The sequence below is a fragment of the Akkermansia sp. GGCC_0220 genome (assembly GCF_017566105.1).
GTDB lineage: Bacteria > Verrucomicrobiota > Verrucomicrobiia > Verrucomicrobiales > Akkermansiaceae > Akkermansia > Akkermansia massiliensis.
In genome coordinates this window covers 1-20,183 of the sequence record NZ_JABFCI010000022.1, presented here as the reverse complement: position 1 = coordinate 20,183, position 20,183 = coordinate 1, and the positions used below count along the sequence as shown (strand labels likewise).

Annotated in this window: 17 protein-coding genes; 12 read left to right on the top strand and 5 right to left on the bottom strand. The window is 60.7% G+C overall.

The window, feature by feature from the left end; all coding sequences use genetic code 11:
- The first annotated feature begins 5 nt into the window (after window positions 1-5).
- Window positions 6-1,259, top strand: coding sequence for a DNA recombination protein RmuC (locus HJW02_RS12175; RefSeq protein WP_102721024.1), 1,254 nt, complete (start codon window positions 6-8; stop codon window positions 1,257-1,259).
- 176 nt (window positions 1,260-1,435) lie between these two features.
- Here HJW02_RS12175 and HJW02_RS12170 read toward each other — a convergent pair whose 3' ends face one another.
- The 5 genes from HJW02_RS12170 to bla form a co-directional block, all read right to left on the bottom strand.
- The gene (locus HJW02_RS12170) at window positions 1,436-2,140 is read right to left on the bottom strand and encodes an HAD-IA family hydrolase (protein WP_102721025.1); all 705 of its coding nucleotides are present in this window, start codon (window positions 2,138-2,140) and stop codon (window positions 1,436-1,438) included.
- Window positions 2,141-2,144: 4 nt separating this feature from the next.
- Window positions 2,145-2,924 carry an acyl-ACP--UDP-N-acetylglucosamine O-acyltransferase gene (gene lpxA, locus HJW02_RS12165; protein WP_102721026.1) on the bottom strand — a complete coding sequence of 260 codons (780 nt, stop codon included), beginning with the start codon at window positions 2,922-2,924 and terminating at the stop codon, window positions 2,145-2,147.
- A gap of 67 nt (window positions 2,925-2,991) precedes the next feature.
- Entirely contained in the window at window positions 2,992-3,858 is an 867-nt protein-coding gene (locus HJW02_RS12160; protein WP_102721027.1) for an RDD family protein, read from the bottom strand.
- A gap of 13 nt (window positions 3,859-3,871) precedes the next feature.
- Window positions 3,872-5,497, bottom strand: a complete 1,626-nt coding sequence (locus HJW02_RS12155; protein WP_156340802.1) for an FtsX-like permease family protein — start codon at window positions 5,495-5,497, stop codon at window positions 3,872-3,874.
- A gap of 74 nt (window positions 5,498-5,571) precedes the next feature.
- On the bottom strand, window positions 5,572-6,435 hold the full coding sequence (gene bla, locus HJW02_RS12150; protein WP_180971139.1) for a class A beta-lactamase: 864 nt from the start codon (window positions 6,433-6,435) through the stop codon (window positions 5,572-5,574).
- Window positions 6,436-6,620: 185 nt separating this feature from the next.
- On the opposite strand from bla, the gene HJW02_RS12145 reads away from it, so the two are divergent.
- From HJW02_RS12145 to HJW02_RS12095, 11 genes are all read left to right on the top strand, one after another.
- Window positions 6,621-7,124, top strand: coding sequence for a DUF456 domain-containing protein (locus HJW02_RS12145; RefSeq protein WP_022395939.1), 504 nt, complete (start codon window positions 6,621-6,623; stop codon window positions 7,122-7,124).
- A gap of 171 nt (window positions 7,125-7,295) precedes the next feature.
- Window positions 7,296-7,616, top strand: a complete 321-nt coding sequence (locus tag HJW02_RS12140; RefSeq protein WP_022395940.1) for a DUF3784 domain-containing protein — start codon at window positions 7,296-7,298, stop codon at window positions 7,614-7,616.
- Between the two features lie 48 nt (window positions 7,617-7,664).
- Window positions 7,665-10,031, top strand: a complete 2,367-nt coding sequence (locus tag HJW02_RS12135) for a glycoside hydrolase N-terminal domain-containing protein (RefSeq protein WP_102721031.1) — start codon at window positions 7,665-7,667, stop codon at window positions 10,029-10,031.
- A gap of 33 nt (window positions 10,032-10,064) precedes the next feature.
- Window positions 10,065-11,135: a M20/M25/M40 family metallo-hydrolase gene (locus HJW02_RS12130; protein WP_102721032.1), complete on the top strand. Its 1,071-nt coding sequence runs from the start codon at window positions 10,065-10,067 to the stop codon at window positions 11,133-11,135.
- Window positions 11,132-12,190 carry an alpha/beta hydrolase gene (locus HJW02_RS12125; protein WP_102721033.1) on the top strand — a complete coding sequence of 353 codons (1,059 nt, stop codon included), beginning with the start codon at window positions 11,132-11,134 and terminating at the stop codon, window positions 12,188-12,190. The genes HJW02_RS12130 and HJW02_RS12125 overlap by 4 nt, the downstream gene beginning before the upstream one ends.
- A 56-nt stretch (window positions 12,191-12,246) precedes the next feature.
- Window positions 12,247-14,976, top strand: coding sequence for an isoleucine--tRNA ligase (ileS, locus tag HJW02_RS12120; RefSeq protein ID WP_102721034.1), 2,730 nt, complete (start codon window positions 12,247-12,249; stop codon window positions 14,974-14,976).
- A 24-nt stretch (window positions 14,977-15,000) separates the two neighbouring features.
- Window positions 15,001-15,774, top strand: a complete 774-nt coding sequence (locus tag HJW02_RS12115; RefSeq protein ID WP_102721035.1) for a signal peptidase II — start codon at window positions 15,001-15,003, stop codon at window positions 15,772-15,774.
- A gap of 7 nt (window positions 15,775-15,781) precedes the next feature.
- Window positions 15,782-16,444 carry a DUF1573 domain-containing protein gene (locus HJW02_RS12110; protein WP_102721036.1) on the top strand — a complete coding sequence of 221 codons (663 nt, stop codon included), beginning with the start codon at window positions 15,782-15,784 and terminating at the stop codon, window positions 16,442-16,444.
- 10 nt (window positions 16,445-16,454) lie between these two features.
- Window positions 16,455-16,937, top strand: a complete 483-nt coding sequence (locus HJW02_RS12105; protein WP_022395947.1) for a rhodanese-like domain-containing protein — start codon at window positions 16,455-16,457, stop codon at window positions 16,935-16,937.
- 2 nt (window positions 16,938-16,939) lie between these two features.
- Window positions 16,940-18,166 carry a cysteine desulfurase gene (locus HJW02_RS12100; RefSeq protein ID WP_022395948.1) on the top strand — a complete coding sequence of 409 codons (1,227 nt, stop codon included), beginning with the start codon at window positions 16,940-16,942 and terminating at the stop codon, window positions 18,164-18,166.
- 30 nt (window positions 18,167-18,196) lie between these two features.
- Window positions 18,197-19,933 carry an alpha/beta hydrolase gene (locus HJW02_RS12095; protein WP_146018294.1) on the top strand — a complete coding sequence of 579 codons (1,737 nt, stop codon included), beginning with the start codon at window positions 18,197-18,199 and terminating at the stop codon, window positions 19,931-19,933.
- Window positions 19,934-20,183 lie beyond the last annotated feature (250 nt).

Genomic DNA, 20,183 nt, shown 5'->3' with positions numbered 1-20,183 from the left:
TTCTTATGACTTCTCCCCTGATTCCCTGGTTTCTGACCCTTCTGCTGCTGGCCGCCTGCGTGGCGCTGCTGATTCTGCTGCTGCGCTACCGGGACCGCTCCGTCCGGCTTGAAGCGGAATCCCGCTCATGGCAGGAACGGGCGGAGGATAGAACACAGATGCTCCACCGGGCGGAAGAGGTGCTGAAGGATTCCTTCGCCGGCATTAGCGCGGAAGTCCTCCGGAATTCGGAAAAACAATTCCTGAACCTGGCGGAAACGCGGCTGCAAAGCCAGCGCCAGCAGGCCAACCATGACCTGGAATCCCGCAAACAGGCCATTGAGTCCATGCTGAAGCCGGTGAGCGAGTCACTGAAACTCGTGCAGTCCCGGCTGGGAGAGATGGAAAAGGAGCGCGTGGGCGCCTATACGGACCTGAAAACGCAAATCCGCTACATCCTTTCCGGGAATGAAGCCCTGAAGAATGAGACCGCCAGGCTTTCCCAGGCCCTGCACCACAACAGCTCGCGCGGCCAGTGGGGGGAACTCCAACTGCGCCGCGTGGTGGAGCTGGCCGGAATGGTGGAATACTGTGATTTCACGACGCAGGAGACCCGTTCCAGGGAAGAGGACCGGGTGCGCCCGGATATGGTCATCCACCTGCCGGGAGGCCGTTCCATCATCATTGACGCGAAGGCCCCCATGTCCTCCTACCTGAATGCCGGGCAGACGGACAGGCTGGAGGAGCGCAGCCAGTGGATGTCCCGCCACGCCGCGGACGTAAAAAGACACCTCCAGCAGCTGAGCGCCAAGAATTATTTTGCCCAGTTTTCCCCGTGCCCCGAATTCGTCATCATGTTCCTGCCGGGGGAAGCCTTTTTCCAGGCGGCCCTGGAAGCGGACCCCTCCCTGATTGAATTCGGCGCGGAGAACAAGGTGATCCTTTCCACGCCCTCCACCCTGATCGCCCTGCTGAAAGCCGTCGCCTACGGCTGGAAGCAGGAGCAACTGGCGGACAACGCCAAGAAAATCTCGGAAGCGGGGGCGGACCTGTTCAATACCTGCTCCATCCTCACCGGCCATTTTTCCTCCCTGGGCAAGAGCCTGAACCAGGCAGTGACCCAGTATAACAAGACCGTTTCCTCCTTTGAGCACCGGTTCATTCCCCGGGCGCAGAAGTTGAAGAATCTGGGCGTCACTTCCACCAAGGACCTGCCCGGCTCTCTGGAAGACATCACCGTGCAGGCCAAATCCGCAGATATTCCGGACATTCCGTCCTAAACGCGCAGCAGCAACACGGCAGCCATGCCCGCGTCCGGTTCCGGGCCGGGAATGCCGCCAGCCCTTGCGTTCACTGAATTTCTTTGCATCCGCAGGATGCGCTGGTGTTCAAAAAAGCGTGTTCGCGACTCCCGCATTGTTTTGGATGCCGCAGGCCACGGAGCGCTCCAGGATTTTCAAGGGATCGTCCTGTGGGCGGAAACGGGAAACGGCAGGCTGTCTTCATCCCGCAGCCGGGCGGACAGTTCCGTTACAGAGGCGCACACCGGCACACGGAAGACGTCCAGCGCGGCGCGGGAACTGTAGCCCCACCCTACCAGAACAAGCCGCGTTCCGGCGTTCACGGCCGTGTTGCCGTCGTGGGCTGAATCCCCCACCATGCACACCTGCTCCGGCTCCATTCCCCAGGAACGGACGATGGACAGCAGGGAATCAGGCTCCGGCTTGCGCGGAAAGCGTTCGGAAAAGCCCATCACCTCCCGGAAGGGCACCTCTGGCAGGATATGGCGCACCAGCGGTCCCGTGACCACATGAGGCTTGTTGGACAGAACGCCCAGGGGGTGGCCTGCAGCGGCCAGTTCCAGCAGCATTTCACGGATGCCTGGGTACGGCACCGTGCCGTCCTGCCAGGTATGGGGGTATTCCCGCATGAATCCCCGGTGCACCGCTTCAAAGGCTTCCTCCGGCACTTCTCCGTTGAAACAGCCTTTCAGGGAAGCCAGGCAGAGTTCCCGCGCGCCCCTGCCCACCATTCCCCGGATGGCATTCACGGAGTGCTCCGGATACCCCAGGGACTTCAAGGCCAGGTTCAGGCCGCGGGCGATGCCGGGAATGGAGTCCACCAGCGTTCCGTCCAGGTCAAAGACAAAACCTGTTTTCATGGCCTCAGTGGCAGAAGCCCCGTTCGGAAGTTTCCACGAACTTGACGATTCTTTTCAGACAGGCATTTTCCGCGTAGTCCGAGTTCCGGAGCTCTTCCAGCGCTTCATGAACGGTCAGCTTCTTGTTGACGAAAAGCTTTTTGTAGCACATGCGTACGGCCCGCAGGTCTTCCTCGGAAAATCCGCGCCTCTGCATGCCGATGGAGTTGACGGAGCGCGTCACGGCCGGATGGCCTTCCACAATGGTGTACGGCAGCACGTCCTGGCTCACGCGGGCCATCGCGCCCACCATGGAGTGCTCCCCGATGCTGACGAATTGGTGCACGGCGCAGCATCCCGCCAGAATGGCGTAATCCCCCACCGTAACGTGGCCGGCGGCAGTGGCGAAGCCGGAGAAAATCACATGATTGCCGATCTGGCAGTCATGCCCGGCGTGGCAGGAAACCAGGAAGAGGTTGTTATTCCCTATCCGCGTCGTGCCGCCGATGTCCGTAGCCCGGTTGATGGTGGCGTTTTCACGGAAGACGTTGTTGTCCCCCACTTCCAGATAGGTCGGTTCCCCCTTGTATTTCAAATCCTGGCTTTTCAGGCCGAGGACGGAAAACGGAAAAAATTCGTTGCCGCTTCCGAAGGAGGAAGGTCCTTCAACGACCACATGGCTGTGCAGCACGCAGCCTGGGCCCAGCTTTACATGTTCTCCGACAACGCAAAAGGGACCGATTTTAACATCATCCGCGATCTCCGCAGTAGGATGCACTACTGCCGTTGGGTGTATTTCTGGCATGGCTGGGACGAGTATGAAACAAATTCAGGTGATTAAAAGGCTAAATCCCGCGCGGCCGGTCTTTTTGTCACATTTGCCCGGAGGCGCCCATGTACGCCTCCATTTCCGGCAGCCAGGGAATCAGCAGCACGTACATGACCTGGAGGCACAGGATGACAAGCACCAGCGTCATCACCACCTTGCGGAGGGTGAGTGAGTCGTTCAGCACGTCCGTGGTGCCCAGCTTCCTGTCCCAGGGAGTGAAGCCGAAGCGGCGCACCCACCACCAGGAAAAGAACAGGGCCAGCAGCATCAGGGAGGGGGCAAAGCAGCCCAGCCCCAGCACCATGACGAACAGGGAGCGCCGGAACGCCGTGGAGAAGGAAAGGCGCTTCCCCCGGTAGTCCCTGACGGAGACGCCCAGCATGGCTTTCCCCGGAGTGGTGCCCAGCGTTCCCAGAAAGGCGGTTTCAATGAGCACCATCGGGAGACAGAGGTAAAGGAGGGCTTCATAGGAACCGGGAAGAAAATCGGGGCTGAAGGCCAGGCCGAAGATCCTGAGCACGGCCAGATACAGCGTCATGTGCATCATCACGTCCGCCATTCTTCCCAGAAAACGGACGTACGGGTAGGGAACTACCAGAGGCGTGCCTTCCTCCACAGCCGTTTCCTCTTCTTCCGGCAGGGAATCCGCGTCCGTGGTGCCGGCGGCGGCATCTTGCGCCGCTTCATCCTCCGGCACATCTTCCTCCACATTACGCCGTTCTTCCTCTTCCTTGCGAACGGCGAACATTTCCTTCAGCGCCGGCAGGTCATGGATGCGCACCCATTCCGCGCATCCGGCATGCCACGCCCGGGCGGTTTCCGGAATGAGGCCCGCCTCCAGCATGGAGATTACCTCCACCTCCGGCAGGGGGCCCTTCTTTTCATGATCCTGAATCCAGTAAATATCCATGGGCGGTTTCCTGTTACATGCTGCGCAGGGAGCGGGCCGGGTCCTGGCGCGCCGTGATCAGGGCCGGAATGATGGAGGCCACCACGACCATGACGAAGGCTTTCACCGCCTGCCACGCCAGCTCCGCCCAGTCAATCACCACCGGAATGTTCGCCGTGCCGTGGAAAGCCACGGGGAACGGGTCAAAGCCTATTCCCGCCAGAAAGCCCTGGATCTGCATGCGGTATTCCAGCACCAGCAGTCCCAGGCCCACGCCCAGGAGAGCTCCCACAAAGCCGATGATGACCCCCTGCCACAAGAAAACGCGCACCACCTGGAACGGCGTGGCGCCCAGGGCCTTCATCACGGCGATTTCCTTTTTCCTCTGGATGGAAACGGTAAACATCACCGCCATAATGCAGAAGGCGGAAATCAGGGAGATGAAGGACAGCACAAAGCTCATCATCATGCGCTCCTTCTGCATGAGTTCAAACCACGCGTTAAAGCGGTCATGCCAGGTTTCCAGCGTCCACGCGGAAGAGGGCTTTTCCTTTTCCAGCGCCTGCATCACGGGGGACAGCATCGTTTCCACATGGTAGGGGTCGTTCACGCGCAGGGCCACGGCCTGCACCACGTCATCTTCATAACCCAGCAATTCCTGGCCGATGACCAGCGGAATGAAGAGATCCGGGCTGGGCGTATGCTGGGAGGCCCGGTAAATGCCGATCACCTCCAGATCCTTCGGCATGACCAGCTCCCTGATCTTGCGGAAGCACTCCATGTCCGCCTCATTCCTCTGCCCCGCCTTGAAGCCGCCCAGAATGGTTTCCCATTCCTTCCGCGTGCCTTCCGGGAAGGCCACCCTGCCGTTGTCCACGGCTTCCCCGTCATTCAGCACGGCAAGCAAATCCATCAGGCTGGAGCGCTCCGCATCCCTGCGGGGGACGGACAGCAGCCCGTTGAGCAGGGTGAATACCTTGTCCACGGAGGCCTTGCCGGCCGTTTCACGCTCTCCCTCCCTTTTCAGGGACTTGCCCCACTCCTTCAAATCATTGAGTTCCCGGGCGTTCTTTTCCGCCAGCATCGGCAGTTCCGTCTGCTGGTAGGCATGGGAAATTTCCTGGAAATTGCGGGTAGTGTACACCCGGACCACATCCCCCACGTTCAGCCCCATGTTCTCCGCCACGATGGAGGAAACCACAGCCTTTTCCCCCATGTCCAGCTCCGCATTGCCGGCCACCACCAGGTGCTTCAAATCTTCCAGCTGGGCGGCGTTTTCCGTATCGATGGCCCGGAAAAAGCAGGGCCTCTGCCGTCCCTGCACGTCTACCAGCGCGTAGTCTTCTATCAGGGCATACGTGGACTGGACTCCGGGAACGTGCTTGAGCTTCTCGCTCAATTCCATCCAGTCCGGAATCACCTCCCTCACGCCGAAGTCATTCCGGTAGCACACCTGGACGTGCGGGGAGTGCGCAAACAGGTTCCCCTGGATTTCCTTCTGGAGGCCGCCCATGACGGACAGCACGACGATAAGCACCATCACCCCCAGCGATACGCCCAGCAGGCAGATCAGGGTAATGATGGAAAAGAAAGTCCGCAGCGGGTTCAAATACCGCAGCGCCAGGCTCAGGCTGATGTACTGGCTCAATAGGTTCTTCATGAATAACGCGGCACACCTTGCCTGATAGCGGCCCCCTTTCCAAGCTTAAAACATGTTCCGGGGAAGGCCGTCCGCTACTTGGCGGCGGCGGCCTGCCATTCCGTGCACAGCCAGCGGGCCATGGAGGCGATCACCTTCTCACAAGCGGGAGCGGAATCCTTTGAATCCATGACGAACACGGAGACCGCCATTTTCCGCCCATTGGGAAGAACGATGATGCCGACGTCATTGACGGCGGTGATCACGCCCTCCGGAGTGGTGAAGCCCGATCCGGTCTTGTGCGCCACCACATAATCCTGCGGCAGCTTCCCTTTCAGGCGCGTAGTCCCCGTAGCGCAGCCGGCCATCATGTCCCAGAGAAGCCGCTGCGTGTCCTTGTTCAGTATCTTACCCTCGTCAAACGCGCGCAGCAGGGCATTCATGGCTGACGGACGGCTCGAGTTGGCGTACTGCAAGTCATGATTCCGCAGCATCTCGTCTTCCGTAAACCGGACGTTGATGCCGCTGATGCCCCATTCCTTCAAATCCTTCTGCACGGTCTCCGTCCCGCCGATGAGGGCAAACAGGAGGTCGCACGTGTTGTTGTCGCTCTCCTGAACGGTCACGCGCAGCAGTTCCTTTAAAGAAAAATCACCGCCCTGCGGAAAGCGCTCCCGCAGGGGACTCCACGTGTCTTTTACCAACTGCTCCGGGCGTATATGGATGATCTGTTCCAGATTCAGGGCTCCCTGGTCCACCCGCTTGAGCACGGACAGGGCCAGCACGAATTTGAAGACGCTCTGCATGGGATAGGCAGTCTCATCACCCACCGCCACGGCCTCCCCCGTGTCCAGCATCACTGCGGCCATGCCCACACGGGCTTTCAGGGAATGAGCCAGCTTCTGCACAGCGGCGGAATCAGCCGCGGGAGACGCGGCCACCACGGGCATAACACCCATAGAAAGAGCGCAGGAGCACACCATGCAGCCACGCAGAAAAGAACCGGTGAAAGTCATGGGCGCCATTCCATACCACGCCCGCAAAAACCGCAACAGCAATCCATGCACTTCCCCCCTTTTTTCCGTCATCCGCAAGCCGGGCAGAAGCCTTGCCACACGCCTCCCTTCCTGATAAGAAGGGAGGCATGCCACCCGTCCTTTCAGAAACCCTCGTCTGGTGCGTCACCCTGCTGCTGTTCGGCATGGGGCTGATCGGCACGCTTATTCCCATGCTCCCCGGCATCATTATCATTGCGGCAGGGTGCATCTGGCAGGGAGTGATGGGCAGCAGGCACCTGGCGTGGTGGGAATGGACCGTCCTGGCGCTGATGGTTGCGGGCGGCCTGGTCATTGACAAGCTCTCCGGAGGCATGGGGGCCAAAAAATTCGGCAGCACCGCCGCCGGCATCTGGGGAGCCATCATCGGCGCCGTGGTGGGCGGCATCCTTTTCACCCCCATCGTGGGCCTTCTGTTCATGCCGTTCCTGGGGGCGCTGCTGGCGGAACTCATCTTTGCCAGAAAAGACATCATGGCCGCCTTCAAGGCAGGCTCCGGCGCGGCGCTGGGAATGCTCACCGGGCTGCTGCTGGAATTCACCTGCGGCCTGCTCATCATCGCCTGGTTCTGCTCCTGCTACTTCCTGTTTTGACGCAAAAAACAGGCCGCGGCGCTGCCTTGCGAAAGCTTCCGGCAGAAAAAACAGACGCTTTTTCTTCCGCTGAAAAAAAACCATTTCCCTAACGTATTCCCTTAAAGACCACTCTACGTACTTATCCGGGCGAGTTGCCGCGGACTTTCATTTCCCCCATTTTTCCGGCTTATGGATGCACCTATTCTGATACCCGTCGCCATGATGGCAGGCTTCATCATTCTTGGAGTCATTCTTTCCATGGGAAAATGCTCCTTCCTCATCGCAGGCTACAATATGATGAGCAAGGAGCAAAAGAAGCAGTACGATGAACGCGCGCTGTGCCGGTTCATGGGAAAGCTCATGTACTGCCTGGCCTTCGCCATGCTGCTGTGGCTCATCAGCATCATCCTCCAGAATTCCGTGCTCCTGTCCGTCTCCCTGTGCCTTCTGGTGGGCAGCATAGCGTTTGCTGTCATTTATGCCGGTACCGGAAGCCGGTTTAAAAAATAGCGGCTTTTTACATCAACCTCCTCTTTTACGGGACACCCATCCTCTCTCATGACTGTCTCTACAACCTTGAAATATTTCTTCCTCCCGTGCCTTCTTGCGGCGGCCGTCCCTCTCCGGGCCGCTCCCGCCCCCATGCAGGCCACTTCCACCGAACCTGCACGGATCTGGACGGATGGCTACGGCACGGGCAACGGAAGGCTGGGCATTCTTTCTTTTGGCGTTTTTCCGAAGGAAATCGTCGTTTTCAATGAAGGAAGCATCTTCGCGAAGAAGAATTTCCAGATGAAGGAAGGCGCCGCGGAGGCCCTGGACAAGGCGCGCGAACTTTGCAAGGAAGGAAAATACCGGAGCGCGGACCAGGTGTTCCGGAAGGATATCCTTCCCCCCGGCAGCATCGCGGGGGATTACCAGCAGGGAGGTCTCTTCCAGGTGGAATTCCAGGGGCTTCCCGCCGCTGCCTCCTACCGGCGCACGCTGGACATGCAGCGGGGCAAGGCTTCCACCCGCGTTCAATTCGGCACGGGAGAATTGTCCACGGAAATCCTGGCGGCTCCGTCCAGCGATTGCGCCGCTTACCGCATCACCTGCACCCTTCCGGCAGGGTGCCGCGTTGCGCTGGACTTGCAGCATCCGGACCCGTCCGCCCGGATTGACGCACGGCCCGATGGCTGGGTCCTGACGGGACAGGGAAGCAACGGGGGCACCCGGTTTGAAAACAGGGTGGTCATCCTGGCTCCCGGCGCCGCCATATCCCGCAAGGGGAAAACGGTCGTTCTGGATTCCGCGCGGGAAGTGCTGGTGCTTTCCTCCACCTCCACGGATTACAATATCCGGAAGCCGGAAGAGCCCCTGACCCATTCCCTGGCAGACAAGAACAGGCAAATTCTGGCGAAGGCACAGAAAAAAGGCTGGAAAAAACTGGCGGCGGAAACGGAAGATTATTTTTCCCGTCTCATGATGCGCTGCCAGGTGGACCTGGGGGATTCCCCTCCCGAGGTTTCCGCCATGACCACCCCTGAGCGGCTGGAACGGGTCAAACAAGGGGAAAAGGATCCGGACCTTCTGGAACAGCTTTTCCAGTTCGGCCGCTTTTGCACGATTGTCCACACCAGGCCGGGGCAGCTTCCCTGCGGCTTGCAGGGATTGTGGAATCCGGAGCTGCGGGCGGCGTGGATGGGCTGCTATTTCCTGAACATCAACAGCCAGATGAACCAGTGGCCCTCCTATGCCACCGGCCTGGGGGAATTCCAGCAGCCCTATCTTGAATTCGTCCGCAGCCTGCGCCCTCATGGAGAGGAATTTGCGCGCTTCATCAAACGGGACGGATTCTGCTTCGGCCATTACACGGATTGCTGGAAGCGCACCTATTTTTCAGGAAATAACCCGGAATGGGGGGCCAGCCTCATGAACGGGGCGTGGGCGTGCGCCCACCTGGTGGACAGCTACCGCTTCACCGGAGACAGGGAAGACCTGAAGAAGTCCCTGCCCATTCTGGAATCCAACGCGCGTTTCATCATGTCCTGGTTTGAGGAGGACGACCAGGGGCATTACCTTTCCGGGCCCGGCGTCTCCCCGGAAACCGGATTTTACGCGCCGGACGGCACAGGCCCCAACGTGCTTTCCTACGTTTCCAACGGGACTTCTCATGACCAGCTTCTGGGCAGGGAGTCCCTCCGCAATTACATTTACGCCTGCGGAGAGCTGGGCATACGGACGCCTACTCTGGTTAAAGCCGTTCAATTCCTCAAAAAGATTCCCCAGCCTGCCATTGGCTCCGACGGGAGGGTGCTGGAATGGAGGCAGCCTTTTGAAGAAATGCAGAAGGGCCATCGCCATATCAGCCATCTTTACGGCTTGTTTCCCGGCACGGAATGGGACGTGCTCAATACGCCTGAATATGCCGCCGCCGTGCGCAAGTCCGCCGATTTCCGGCGCAAGTACGCGGACAAGGGGAACAACGGCATCAGGACCGGCTGGAGCACCGCATGGCTCATCAACCTTTATGCCGCCCTTGGCGACGGAAACGCCGCGGAGGACAGGATGTACGCCATGCTGAGGCATTACATCAATTCCAACCTTTTCGACCTGCATCCCCCGTTCCAGATCGACGGCAACTTCGGCTTTGCCTCCGGCGTGGCCCAGTGCCTGATTCAGAGCCAGATCACGCAGGACGGCTTCCAGGTTATCCTGCTGGCTCCGGCCCTGGCGGACGATTGGAAGAAGGGTTCCGCCACGGGGCTGCGCACCCGGGGAGGGCTGAAGGTGGACCTGTCCTGGCAAAACGGCAGGGTGCAGGCCACAGCCACCGCCACCCGTCCCGGCAGGTTCCGGTTCATGCACCAGGGCAGGAAAAAGGATCTGGCCATGAAAAAGGGGGAAACGGCGCGGCTTGATTTTCCGCCGCTTCCCCACTAGCATTCTTTCCTCTCCCCACCCTCCAACTCCCCCATGAATGTCTCATCCAGGACTCTCAAGTACGGGCTGCTCACCGCGGCGGCCTGCGTCGCCCTCGGCTCCTGCTCCAAGCTTTTTTCCCCCTGCGGAAGCGGAGAAATTCCGGACACGGACCAGACGGAAACACTCCTGAAAGCACACGTGTTCCATCTGGCGGATTCCATCGGGGAACGCAACGTCTACAAACCCGGCACCATGGAGCGATCCGCCCGCTACATTGAAAAAACCCTGGCGGACATGGGCTATGCCGTCACGCGTCAGGCCGTGAACATTCCGCCCTCCGGGGAATTCGGCGCCGTGAAGGACAGGACGGCGTACAACCTCATCGCCACCAAAAAGGGAACATCTCTCCGCCCCAGAATGCTCATCGTAGGCGCGCATTACGATACCAAGGTAGGCATGGACAACTGGCACGACCACGGTCCCGCCAGACCCGCCCGTACCGGAACGCCGGGCGCCAATGACAACGCTTCCGGCGTGGCCGCCCTGCTGGAAACGGCGCGCGCCCTGACGGCCACTCCCACCCTGCACGACGTGTGCCTGGTGGCTTATGCCAATGAAGAGCCGCCCTTTTACCAGACGCCCTCCATGGGCAGCGTGGTGCACGCCAAATCCGTCGCCCGCCATCCGGGCAAGGACAGAATCATCGGCATGATTGCCCTGGAAACGCTGGGCTGCTATTCCCCGCGGGTGAACAAAAAACGCCAGTCAGCCGTGGTTGCCGGATTGGCCGGGCTGCCGGACCGCTGCGACTACGTGGCCTTCATGTCCACCAACACGGGCCGCAAGCTGGCCCGCTCCTGCGCGGAGGAATTTGCCGCTTTGAGCCGCTTTCCGGTCCGTTCCGCCGTGTTCCCGTATTACACCCGCGGCGTTTCCTGGTCCGACGACTGGGGATACATGAAGGAGGGCATTCCCTCCTTTGCCGCCACGGACACGGCCTTCCTCCGCTGCGACGACTACCATGAAACCAGCGACACGGCTGAAAAGCTGGATTATCCCCAGTTTGCGGAAGTGGTGCAGGGCCTTTCCCAACTCGTCATCTCACTCGCCAATAAACCATGAGCATGAAGCTTGCCTTCCTCCTTCCCGCCCTTTTCCTGGCCTTCCCTCACGGCCACGCCGGAGCCGCGCCGTTTGAACCGTCCGTGCTGGAGGCCCTCCAGCCTCCCGCGGAACACGGAGCCTTTCATTCCGGGTGGATTTCCCTGGGGCTCAAGGCGGCGGACCTGGAGGAAAAACAAGTATCCCCCGGACATATTACGGACGTGGGGGAAGCGCAGATGCAGCTCTACTTTCCCGCCGGATGGAAGCCGCAGGACAGGCGCGCGGCCCTGTGCATTTTTCCGGGCGGGGGCTATGCCATCCAGGCCATTGAAAAGGAAGGCGGCCATATCGCCCGCTGGGCGGCGGAGCACGGCATGGTGGGCGTCGTCGTGAAGTACCGCGTTTCCGGGAGCAATGATGCCGTCGGCAGGTTTCCCGGCCCTCTGCTGGACGCCCGGCAGGCTCTGCGCGTAACGCGCCGGCATGCCTCCGCGCTGGGGGTTGACCCGCACCGCATCGGCGTCATGGGCTTTTCCGCAGGCGGCCATCTGGCTGCCATGGCTTCCACGCTCTGGAACCGCCCCCTGCCGGAAGAAGCGGAAAACCCGCTGAAAAGCGTTTCCGCCCGGCCGGATTTCTCCCTGCTCATCTACCCCGTCATCACCATGGACCCCAAAACCACCCACGGGGGCACCCGCAGCAGGATTCTGGGGCCTGCCCCCGGCGCGGATCTGGCGGAGCTGTGTTCCGCGGAACGGCAGGTGACGCCGCAGACGCCGCCCGTGTTCCTCGTCCACGCGCTGGACGACGGCGTAGCCAGCGCCAACAGCAGGCTGATGGAACAGGCCTGCCGGGAAAAGGGCGTTCCCTCCAGCCTGCATTTTTATCCCTCCGGAGGGCATGGGTACGGCATGGAGAAGCGCGGCCAGCCCACGGACAAATGGCCGGAGGCCGCGGAACAATGGCTCGCGGAACGGGGAATTCTCCCCTCCCCGGCTCCTGCCTGCGGGAATGCGCCTTCCGGTGCGGGCACCCCCCCGGAACACGGCGGGAATGAATGCGCTAGGCCCTGATTTGTGCCGCACCGCAGGGTTGACCGGAAACGGGCCCGGTGCTACCTTTTTCGGGCATGAGTGCGCCCGAAAAGAATTATAAAGACACCATCCTGTTGCCGGAGACCGGCTTCCCCATGAGAGGGGACCTGACGAAAAACGAACCAGTACGCCTGAAAAAGTGGGAAGACACCGGGCTGTACGAACGAATTTTGTCCCGCAGGATAGAACAGGGCGCACCCCGTTTCCTCCTTCACGACGGACCTCCCTTTGCCAACGGAGACGTGCACATGGGCACTGCCCTGAACAAGATTCTCAAGGACCTCGTCCTGAAGTCCAAGACCATGGCCGGCTACGCCGCCCCCTACGTTCCGGGCTGGGACTGCCACGGCCTCCCCATCGAATTCAAGGTGGTGCAGAAGGTCCGGGACCTGGACGCGGCTGAAATCCGCCGCCGCTGCGCGGAATTTGCCGAAGGCTTCATTGACATCCAACGGACTTCCTTCCGCCGCCTGGGCGTTTTCGGTGACTGGGAGCATCCCTACCTGACCATGAAGCCGGCGTATGAAGCCAACATCCTGCGCGTGTTCGCCAAGCTGGTGGAAGACGGCGCGGTCTACCAGAGCCGCAAGCCCGTCCAGTGGTCCTACGGGGCCTATACCGCGCTGGCGGAAGCGGAAATCGACTACAAGGAGAAGATCAGCTCCTCCGTGTTCGTGCGCTTCCCTCTGCTGGACAATCCCCTGGACCTGAAGGCCTCCATGGTGATCTGGACCACTACCCCGTGGACATTGCCTGCCAACGTGGGCATCGCCCTGCATCCGCGCTTCACGTATGTGGCCGGCAAGTTCATGAAGGACGGCCAGACGGAAACCCTCATCATCCTGAAAGACCTGCTGGACGCCTTCGCGCAGAAGACGGGCTGGGCCCTGGCGGAAACCATCCGCGAGTTCAAGGGCGCCGAGCTGGAAAACTGCGAGGCCCGGCACCCCTTCCTTCCCCGCACGTCAAAAATCATCCTAGCGGACTTCGTGACCACGGACACCGGCACCGGCGCCGTGCACATCGCTCCCGGCCACGGGGCGGACGACTACAACGTAGGCCGCCAGTACGGGCTGCCCGTCCTTTCCCCCGTGGACGACGACGGCAAGTACACGGAAGAAGTGGGCATTCCCTCCCTGGTGGGCAAGCACGTCTTTGACGCCAACAAGGACATCATCTCCATGCTGGAGAAGGACGACAACCTTTTCGGCGTGGAGGAATACCGCCACCAGTACCCGCACTGCTGGCGCTCCAAGACGCCCATCATCTTCCGCGCCGTGGAGCAGTTCTTCATCTCCATGGACAGGCTGCGACCGCAGGCCCTGGAAGAAATAGACAAGGTGCAGTGGCTGCCCGCCTGGGGCCGCAACCGCATTTACGGCACCGTGGAGGCGCGCCCGGACTGGTGCATCTCCCGCCAGCGCACCTGGGGCGTGCCCCTGCCCGTCTTCTTTGACGAAGACGGAAAGGCCGTTCTGGACGCCGCCCTGGTCCGCAAGATCGCGGATATGGTGGAGGCCCACGGCTCCAACATCTGGTTTGAGCTTTCCGATGAAGACCTGTGCGAACGCCTCGGCCTGCCGAAGACCTGGAAGAAGGGCAAGGATACGCTGGACGTCTGGATCGATTCCGGCTGTTCCCACATGGCCGTCATGGACGCCCGCCCCGGGCTGGACGCCCCGGCGGACCTGTACCTGGAAGCCACGGACCAGCACCGCGGCTGGTTCCAGAGTTCCCTGATGCTTTCCGTCGCCTGGCGCGGCAAGGCCCCGTACAAGGCCGTGATGACCCACGGCTTCGTGGTGGACAAGGACACCGGGAAAAAGACCTCCAAGTCCGACGCCAAGAGCGGCAAGCCCATTGACGCCGCCTACTACTACGACAAGTACGGCGCGGACATCGTGCGCCTGTGGGCCGCCTCCGTGGACTGGCAGAATGAAGTCCCCTTCGGGGAAGACCTCTTCAAGCAGGTCACGGAGCCCTACCGACGGCTGCGCAACACCCTGCGCATCCTGCTGGGCAACATCAGCGGGTTTGACTTCGCCACGCAGGTGGTCGCCCCGGAACACATGCCCATCCTGGACCGCTGGATTCTGGAACGCCTGAACGCCGTCATCAAGGAAACGCTGAAAGCCTATGAAGCCTATGACTTCCGCAAGGCGTTCAGCGTCATCAACCAGTTCTGCACCAGCGACCTTTCCGCCCTGTACGTGGACACCACGAAGGACCGCCTGTACTGCGACGACGTCACCTCCGTGCGCCGCCGCGCCACCCAGACGGCCATGACCATCGTCTTCAAGGCCCTGTGCCGCCTGCTGGCCCCCATCCTGGTCTTCACGGCGGATGAAGCCTGGGAATACGCCGGGTATGAAGGCAGCGTGCACGAGCAGGACTTCCCCGCGCCGATGCCGGAGTACGACACCCAGGAGGCTTCCTCCGCCATCTCCCGCCTCCAGGAAATCAAGTCCGTCATCCAGGTAGCCATTGAAGAGCAGGTGAAGGCCAAGGCGTTCTCCAAGAACAATGAGGCCTCCATCACCCTCACCGTTCCCACGAATGAAAGCGAGGACGTGGTGGCGCTGCTGGAAGACCGCGCCTTTGCCACGGAATTCTTCATCATTGCAGACCTGGACGTGAAGAGCGGTCCGGAGCTGGCGGCCACCGCCGCCAAAACGGAACACGCCATGTGCCCGCGCTGCCGCCGGTATGAACCCGCGGCGGACGGCAGCGACGTGTGCGAACGCTGCTCGGAAGTCCTTTCCTGAACTGAAACCATTCCCCGATCTTTTATGGATACCCAGACGGAAAAGGAACCCGGCCCCCATAAGAAAACGCCTCCCGGCTGGCTCTGGTGGAGCCTGCTGGGCGTAGGGCTGTATGTACTGGACCAGGCAAGCAAGCTGTGGATCGTCCACCGCTTCCCGCTGAACTACCTGAACGAGAAAGTCCACAAGTACGCCTACCTGCCGGACTTTCCGGGCTTCCACCACGTCAATGCGGACGGCACGCTGGACTTCGCCACGAACGGGCACATACCGGCGGCGGACATGGCGCAGTTCCAGGACCTGAACCCGAACACGGTGGACGCCCTGAACAGGCTGAGGGAGCTGGAACCCATTTCCTTCCTGGACGGAACGATGAACATCACCCGCGTGCACAACACGGGCGTGGCCTTCGGGCTGGGCAACGGAACGGCATGGTCCAGCTACCTGTTCCTGGCGATTCCCGTGCTCGCCATCGTGGCCCTGGTCGTGCTCTACCGGAAAAACTTCTTCCATACGGTATGGCTCAAGCTGGCCTATGTGCTGCTGCTGGCCGGGGTGGCGGGCAACCTGACGGACCGCCTGATGCAGGGCTTCCTGATTCCCTACGAACAGCCGCACGGCTTCTTCACGAAGCTCATGAACGGCTACGTGGTGGACTTCATTGACGTCACCATTCCCCTCTTCAACTACCGCTGGCCCGCCTTCAACGTGGCGGACTCCTGCATCTTCGTGGCGGCGATCATCTTCTTCATCGCCAGCATCTTCTCCGCCAGGAAGAAAGAGGAAAAACCATCCTGAAACGACCATGACCATCCGGACCATTATTCTGTCAGGACTGCTGCTGTGCGGGGGCCTCGCCTCCGGCAAAAACGAACTGTCCTTCAAGGAAACGGTGGTTCCGGTAAAGGTGGCTCCGGACCAGGACAGCATCACGGCCTCCTTCCCCTTCACCAATACCTCCGGCGTTCCCGTCACGATCAGCAAAATCCATGTCTCCTGCGACTGCACCACCGCCGGGGCGAAGGATAACAAGCTGACGTACGCTCCGGGGGAATCCGGCGTTATCAGCGCCGTGATGAAGACCGGCAACTTTTCCGGCACCGTGGACAAGGACATGACGGTGCACGCCAACGGCTCCGCCTACAAGCTGGTGATACGCGCGCAAATCCCGGACATCATCCGGATGGAACCCCGCAAGCTGGAATGGACCAGGGGAGAAGCCCCTGCCCCCAAGACCATTAAAATCACCATCTCCAAGGAACTGCCCGTCAACCTGACCACGGTGGACCTGACCGGGGACGCCTTTGACTATGAGCCCGTGACCGTGAAGAAAGGCAGGGAATACAAAATCATCGTCACTCCCAGGTCCACGACCAAGCCGGCCTTCAACACCATCTGGGTGCGCACGGATTCCACCGTGCCGCGCTACAAGCGCCAGATGGGGTTCCTGACCATCAAGGAAAACTGACCTTCCCCACATGAGAGACGCCCTTTCCACCGCCCTGAAGCTCCTGCTGGCCGTATTCCTGCTGGCCGTGGGCATCGCCGCGCTGGACCTGCGCGTCATCCAGCCGTTCCGCACGCCGCCCTGCAATCCGGAGACGCTGGAGGAGGGGCACGTGTGCCTGGCCCAGGTGCTGAAGGAATGGCCGGGAAAAGTCATCTGGATAGACGCCAGAAAGCAGGACGACTTTGAACGCCACACTATCACGCAGGCCCCCGTCTACCCCATCCGTCCGGCGGACGCCAATTACCAGGAACTCCTGGCCAACGCCATGGAAGCCCTGATGACGGCGGAAGACAAGGGCTGCTGCATCGTCATCTTTTGCAGCAGGGACTGCACCTCCAGCGCAGCCGTAGCCAATGAACTGAAAAAGCCGGAATACGGCATCCGCGCGCCCATCTTCATTCTGGAAGGGGGCTGGGACGAATTGCGCAAAGAACCTTCACTCGTACCATAGCCATGCTTGACACAGCAACCATCCGCCCGCAGTTTCCCATCCTGGAAACCAGCGTGCACGGCAAACCGCTCATTTACCTGGACAATGCGGCCACCACGCAGAAGCCCCTGGCCGTCCTGGATGCCACCCGGAATTATTATGAAACGCAGAACGCCAACGTGCACCGCGGCTCCCACTACCTGAGCCAGCTTGCCACGGAGGCGCATGAAGAGTCGCGGGAAACGGTGGCCCGGTTCATCAACGCGCCGGAAACGGCGGAAGTCCTGTTCACCTCCGGCTGCACCATGGGCATCAACCTGGCGGCAGACACCATCGCCAGGTCCGGCATGGTCAAGCCGGGGGACGAAGTTATCCTGACCGCCTGTGAGCACCACTCCAACATCGTCCCCTGGCAGATGCTCTGCGAACGCACGGGCGCGGTCCTCAAGGTAGTCCCGCTGACTCCGGGCCAGACGCTGGACATGGAGGCCTACCGGAACCTGCTTTCCCCCCGCACCCGCATCGTGGCCGTGGGCCACGTCTCCAACACGCTCGGAACAATCAATCCCGTGCAGGAGATCACCGCGCTTGCCAGGGAAAACAGGCCGGACACCATTGTGCTGATTGACGGCGCCCAGGCCGTCTCCCACATGAACGTGGACGTTCAGGAACTGGGATGCGACCTGTACGCCTTTTCCGGCCACAAGCTGTATGCTCCCACCGGCATCGGCGCGCTGTGGGGAAAAAGGGAGCTGCTGGAAAAGCTGCCGCCGTGGATGGGCGGCGGGGAGATGATCAAGGAAGTCACCTTTGAAAAAACCGTCTACAACGACATCCCTTTCAAATATGAGGCTGGGACGCCCAACATTGGCGGAGCGGTAGGTCTGGCGGCGGCCATCCGCTACGTCTCCGGACTGGGGCTGGACAACATCGCCGCCCATGAACAGAAACTGACGGACATGGCCGTGGAAGGCCTCAAAGCCATGCCGCGCCTGACCGTGCTGGCCCCGGACGTGCCGCACAGCGCCGTGGTCTCCGTCCTGGCGGAAGGCATCCACCATTACGACCTGGGCACCCTGCTGGACCAGATGGGCATTGCCGTGCGCACCGGGCACCATTGCTGCCAGCCTCTCATGTGCGCCCTGGGAACCACGGGAACCACCCGCGCCTCCTTTGCCCTGTACAATACGGAAGAGGAAGTTCAGACCTTCCTCAAGTCCATGAACCGGGCTCTGGACATGCTCTCCTGACCTCTCCGCCCCCTTCTCTCCTTGTTCATCATGAAAACGGCTTCCGCCCTTCTTCTAGGCCTTCTCATGGGCCTTTCCGGCTGTTCCCTGCACCATCAGCAGCAGGAAAGGGCGTACGCCCATTACCAGGATGACGCCGCAGCCATCCGGGAAGCCCAGGCCGCATGGCTCATCCTCTCCTCTCCCCACCGCAGCAGGGAATGGCCGGAAGCCAGAAAAAAATACAACGCATGCATCCGGAAGCTGGCCTCCCACCTGAAAGAGGCCAAACGGGAGGGCGGCATGAATGAGAAGAAGCGTCAAAGCCTCCCCTTCATCATTGAAAAATCTCCTTACGCCAAGGACAGCAACCCCTGGTTCTACGAGGCCATCTTCATGTCCGACGAAGTGGACCCCACCTTCCGCCTGCGGGAAAGCGTAACCGTGGAGGGAATGGGCATTCCCCTGGCGGGCCTGGCGCCCCAGGGCGTCTCCCAGCCCCATGCCAACGTGCTCAAGGACAACGGGAACGTGCACACGCTGACGGCCATCCTGGACTTTGACCGCATGGTGGACGGGAAGCCCACCCTCCGCACCATTCCCCGTCTGATGAATGAGCACGTCTTCATCGGCAAAAACAAGGTGCGTCAGCCCCTGGCGGCCAACTTCTCCGTTCCCATCGCCCTTTTCTGGAAGCTTTCCGATGCGGACGGAACGGAACTGCTGGGCGCGTTCCGTCCCAAAAAGGCCATCAATACGATGGGGCTTTATTTTTCCGAACCCTATGACCCCCGGAAAATTCCCGTGGTCTTCACCCACGGCCTGATGTCCGGCCCTGCCACCTTTGCCAACCTGACCAACCGCCTTCTGGTGGATCCCGTCATCCGGGAAAACTACCAGTTCTGGTTCTTCGGCTATCCGTCCGGCCTGGCCTGGACCATTCCGGCCAGCAGGCAGCGGAAGGCCCTGGAGGAACTCATGCAGGAATACAATCCCCGCGGCGCCTCCAGGGAAATGAACAACATCGTCATGGTGGGGCACTCCATGGGCGGCCTCATCACCCGCTTCAACAACTCCACCAAGCCCTGGACGCTGATGAAGGGCCTCTTTGAGCTTCCCCCGGAAACCTTTGCAGACATGACGCTGGAGAACTGGAAAACCGGGCTGGAACCCCTGCACTGTGACGAGCCCATGCTTGAACAGCTCCAGAACAATTTTATCTTCTCCCCCGCCAGGGGCGTCACGCGCATCGTGTACATGGCCACCCCGCACCGCGGCTCCACCTTTGCGGACAACTGGATAGGGCGGCTGGGCCAGCGCCTGATCGACCTCCCGGCGGACATGCTGGAGGAAGTCACCCGCATCGCCACCCTCAGCCGCGGCATGTTCCTGCTCAATCCCCTGCAGCTGAAGGACGAACTCACCAGCATCCGCCAGCTTTCCCCGAACTCCTCCCTGGTCAAGTACATGTCGGAGCTGCGCGGGGACCCGAACGTTCCCGTCCATTCCATCATCGGGGACAGGGGCAGGAACGATACGCCCCACTCCTCCGACGGCGTGGTCAAGTACCGCTCCTCCCATCTGGACTGGAGCGCCAGTGAAAAAATCGTCCCGTCCGGGCACAGCGTGCAGGACGACCCCGCCGCCGCCGTGGAGCTGCGGCGCATCCTCCGGGAGCACCTGGCCAAGGTCAAGGGCCGCCAGGCGCTGGAGGAAGCGGACGCACGGGCCGCCACCCCGGTATGGCAGTCCAACCCCGCCCCGCCCATCATCCTGAAAAGGCCGTAACAGAAACCGGAGCTGCTCTTCCAAAGAATCGTCCGTACCCTTTGTCTCCGGGGAAAAGGATTTCTTCATTCCACACAGTTCCTCCCCTTGCCCGTGCCGGCAAACTTAAACGGACTATACAGGCAAATTTTAAGAAAAATGTATATCGTCTTTCATCCTACTGTGAAAATTTTTTCTAACAAATAGATAATATTAATGTCTGTAAAAGGAAGGCGCTGATTATAAAAATTATTATATTATATTTTGATGG

What these genes read in the sequence shown, in the direction of transcription:
- HJW02_RS12135 (WP_102721031.1), top strand. Translation starts at nt 7,665, where the DNA reads ATGACTGTCTCTACAACCTTGAAATATTTCTTCCTCCCGTGCCTTCTT.
- bla (WP_180971139.1), bottom strand. Translation starts at nt 6,435, where the DNA reads ATGGGTGTTATGCCCGTGGTGGCCGCGTCTCCCGCGGCTGATTCCGCC.
- HJW02_RS12110 (WP_102721036.1), top strand. Translation starts at nt 15,782, where the DNA reads ATGACCATCCGGACCATTATTCTGTCAGGACTGCTGCTGTGCGGGGGC.
- HJW02_RS12130 (WP_102721032.1), top strand. Translation starts at nt 10,065, where the DNA reads ATGAATGTCTCATCCAGGACTCTCAAGTACGGGCTGCTCACCGCGGCG.
- HJW02_RS12175 (WP_102721024.1), top strand. Translation starts at nt 6, where the DNA reads ATGACTTCTCCCCTGATTCCCTGGTTTCTGACCCTTCTGCTGCTGGCC.
- HJW02_RS12095 (WP_146018294.1), top strand. Translation starts at nt 18,197, where the DNA reads ATGAAAACGGCTTCCGCCCTTCTTCTAGGCCTTCTCATGGGCCTTTCC.
- ileS (WP_102721034.1), top strand. Translation starts at nt 12,247, where the DNA reads ATGAGTGCGCCCGAAAAGAATTATAAAGACACCATCCTGTTGCCGGAG.
- HJW02_RS12160 (WP_102721027.1), bottom strand. Translation starts at nt 3,858, where the DNA reads ATGGATATTTACTGGATTCAGGATCATGAAAAGAAGGGCCCCCTGCCG.
- HJW02_RS12140 (WP_022395940.1), top strand. Translation starts at nt 7,296, where the DNA reads ATGGATGCACCTATTCTGATACCCGTCGCCATGATGGCAGGCTTCATC.
- HJW02_RS12155 (WP_156340802.1), bottom strand. Translation starts at nt 5,497, where the DNA reads ATGAAGAACCTATTGAGCCAGTACATCAGCCTGAGCCTGGCGCTGCGG.
- lpxA (WP_102721026.1), bottom strand. Translation starts at nt 2,924, where the DNA reads ATGCCAGAAATACACCCAACGGCAGTAGTGCATCCTACTGCGGAGATC.
- HJW02_RS12170 (WP_102721025.1), bottom strand. Translation starts at nt 2,140, where the DNA reads ATGAAAACAGGTTTTGTCTTTGACCTGGACGGAACGCTGGTGGACTCC.
- HJW02_RS12105 (WP_022395947.1), top strand. Translation starts at nt 16,455, where the DNA reads ATGAGAGACGCCCTTTCCACCGCCCTGAAGCTCCTGCTGGCCGTATTC.
- HJW02_RS12125 (WP_102721033.1), top strand. Translation starts at nt 11,132, where the DNA reads ATGAGCATGAAGCTTGCCTTCCTCCTTCCCGCCCTTTTCCTGGCCTTC.
- HJW02_RS12115 (WP_102721035.1), top strand. Translation starts at nt 15,001, where the DNA reads ATGGATACCCAGACGGAAAAGGAACCCGGCCCCCATAAGAAAACGCCT.
- HJW02_RS12145 (WP_022395939.1), top strand. Translation starts at nt 6,621, where the DNA reads ATGCCACCCGTCCTTTCAGAAACCCTCGTCTGGTGCGTCACCCTGCTG.
- HJW02_RS12100 (WP_022395948.1), top strand. Translation starts at nt 16,940, where the DNA reads ATGCTTGACACAGCAACCATCCGCCCGCAGTTTCCCATCCTGGAAACC.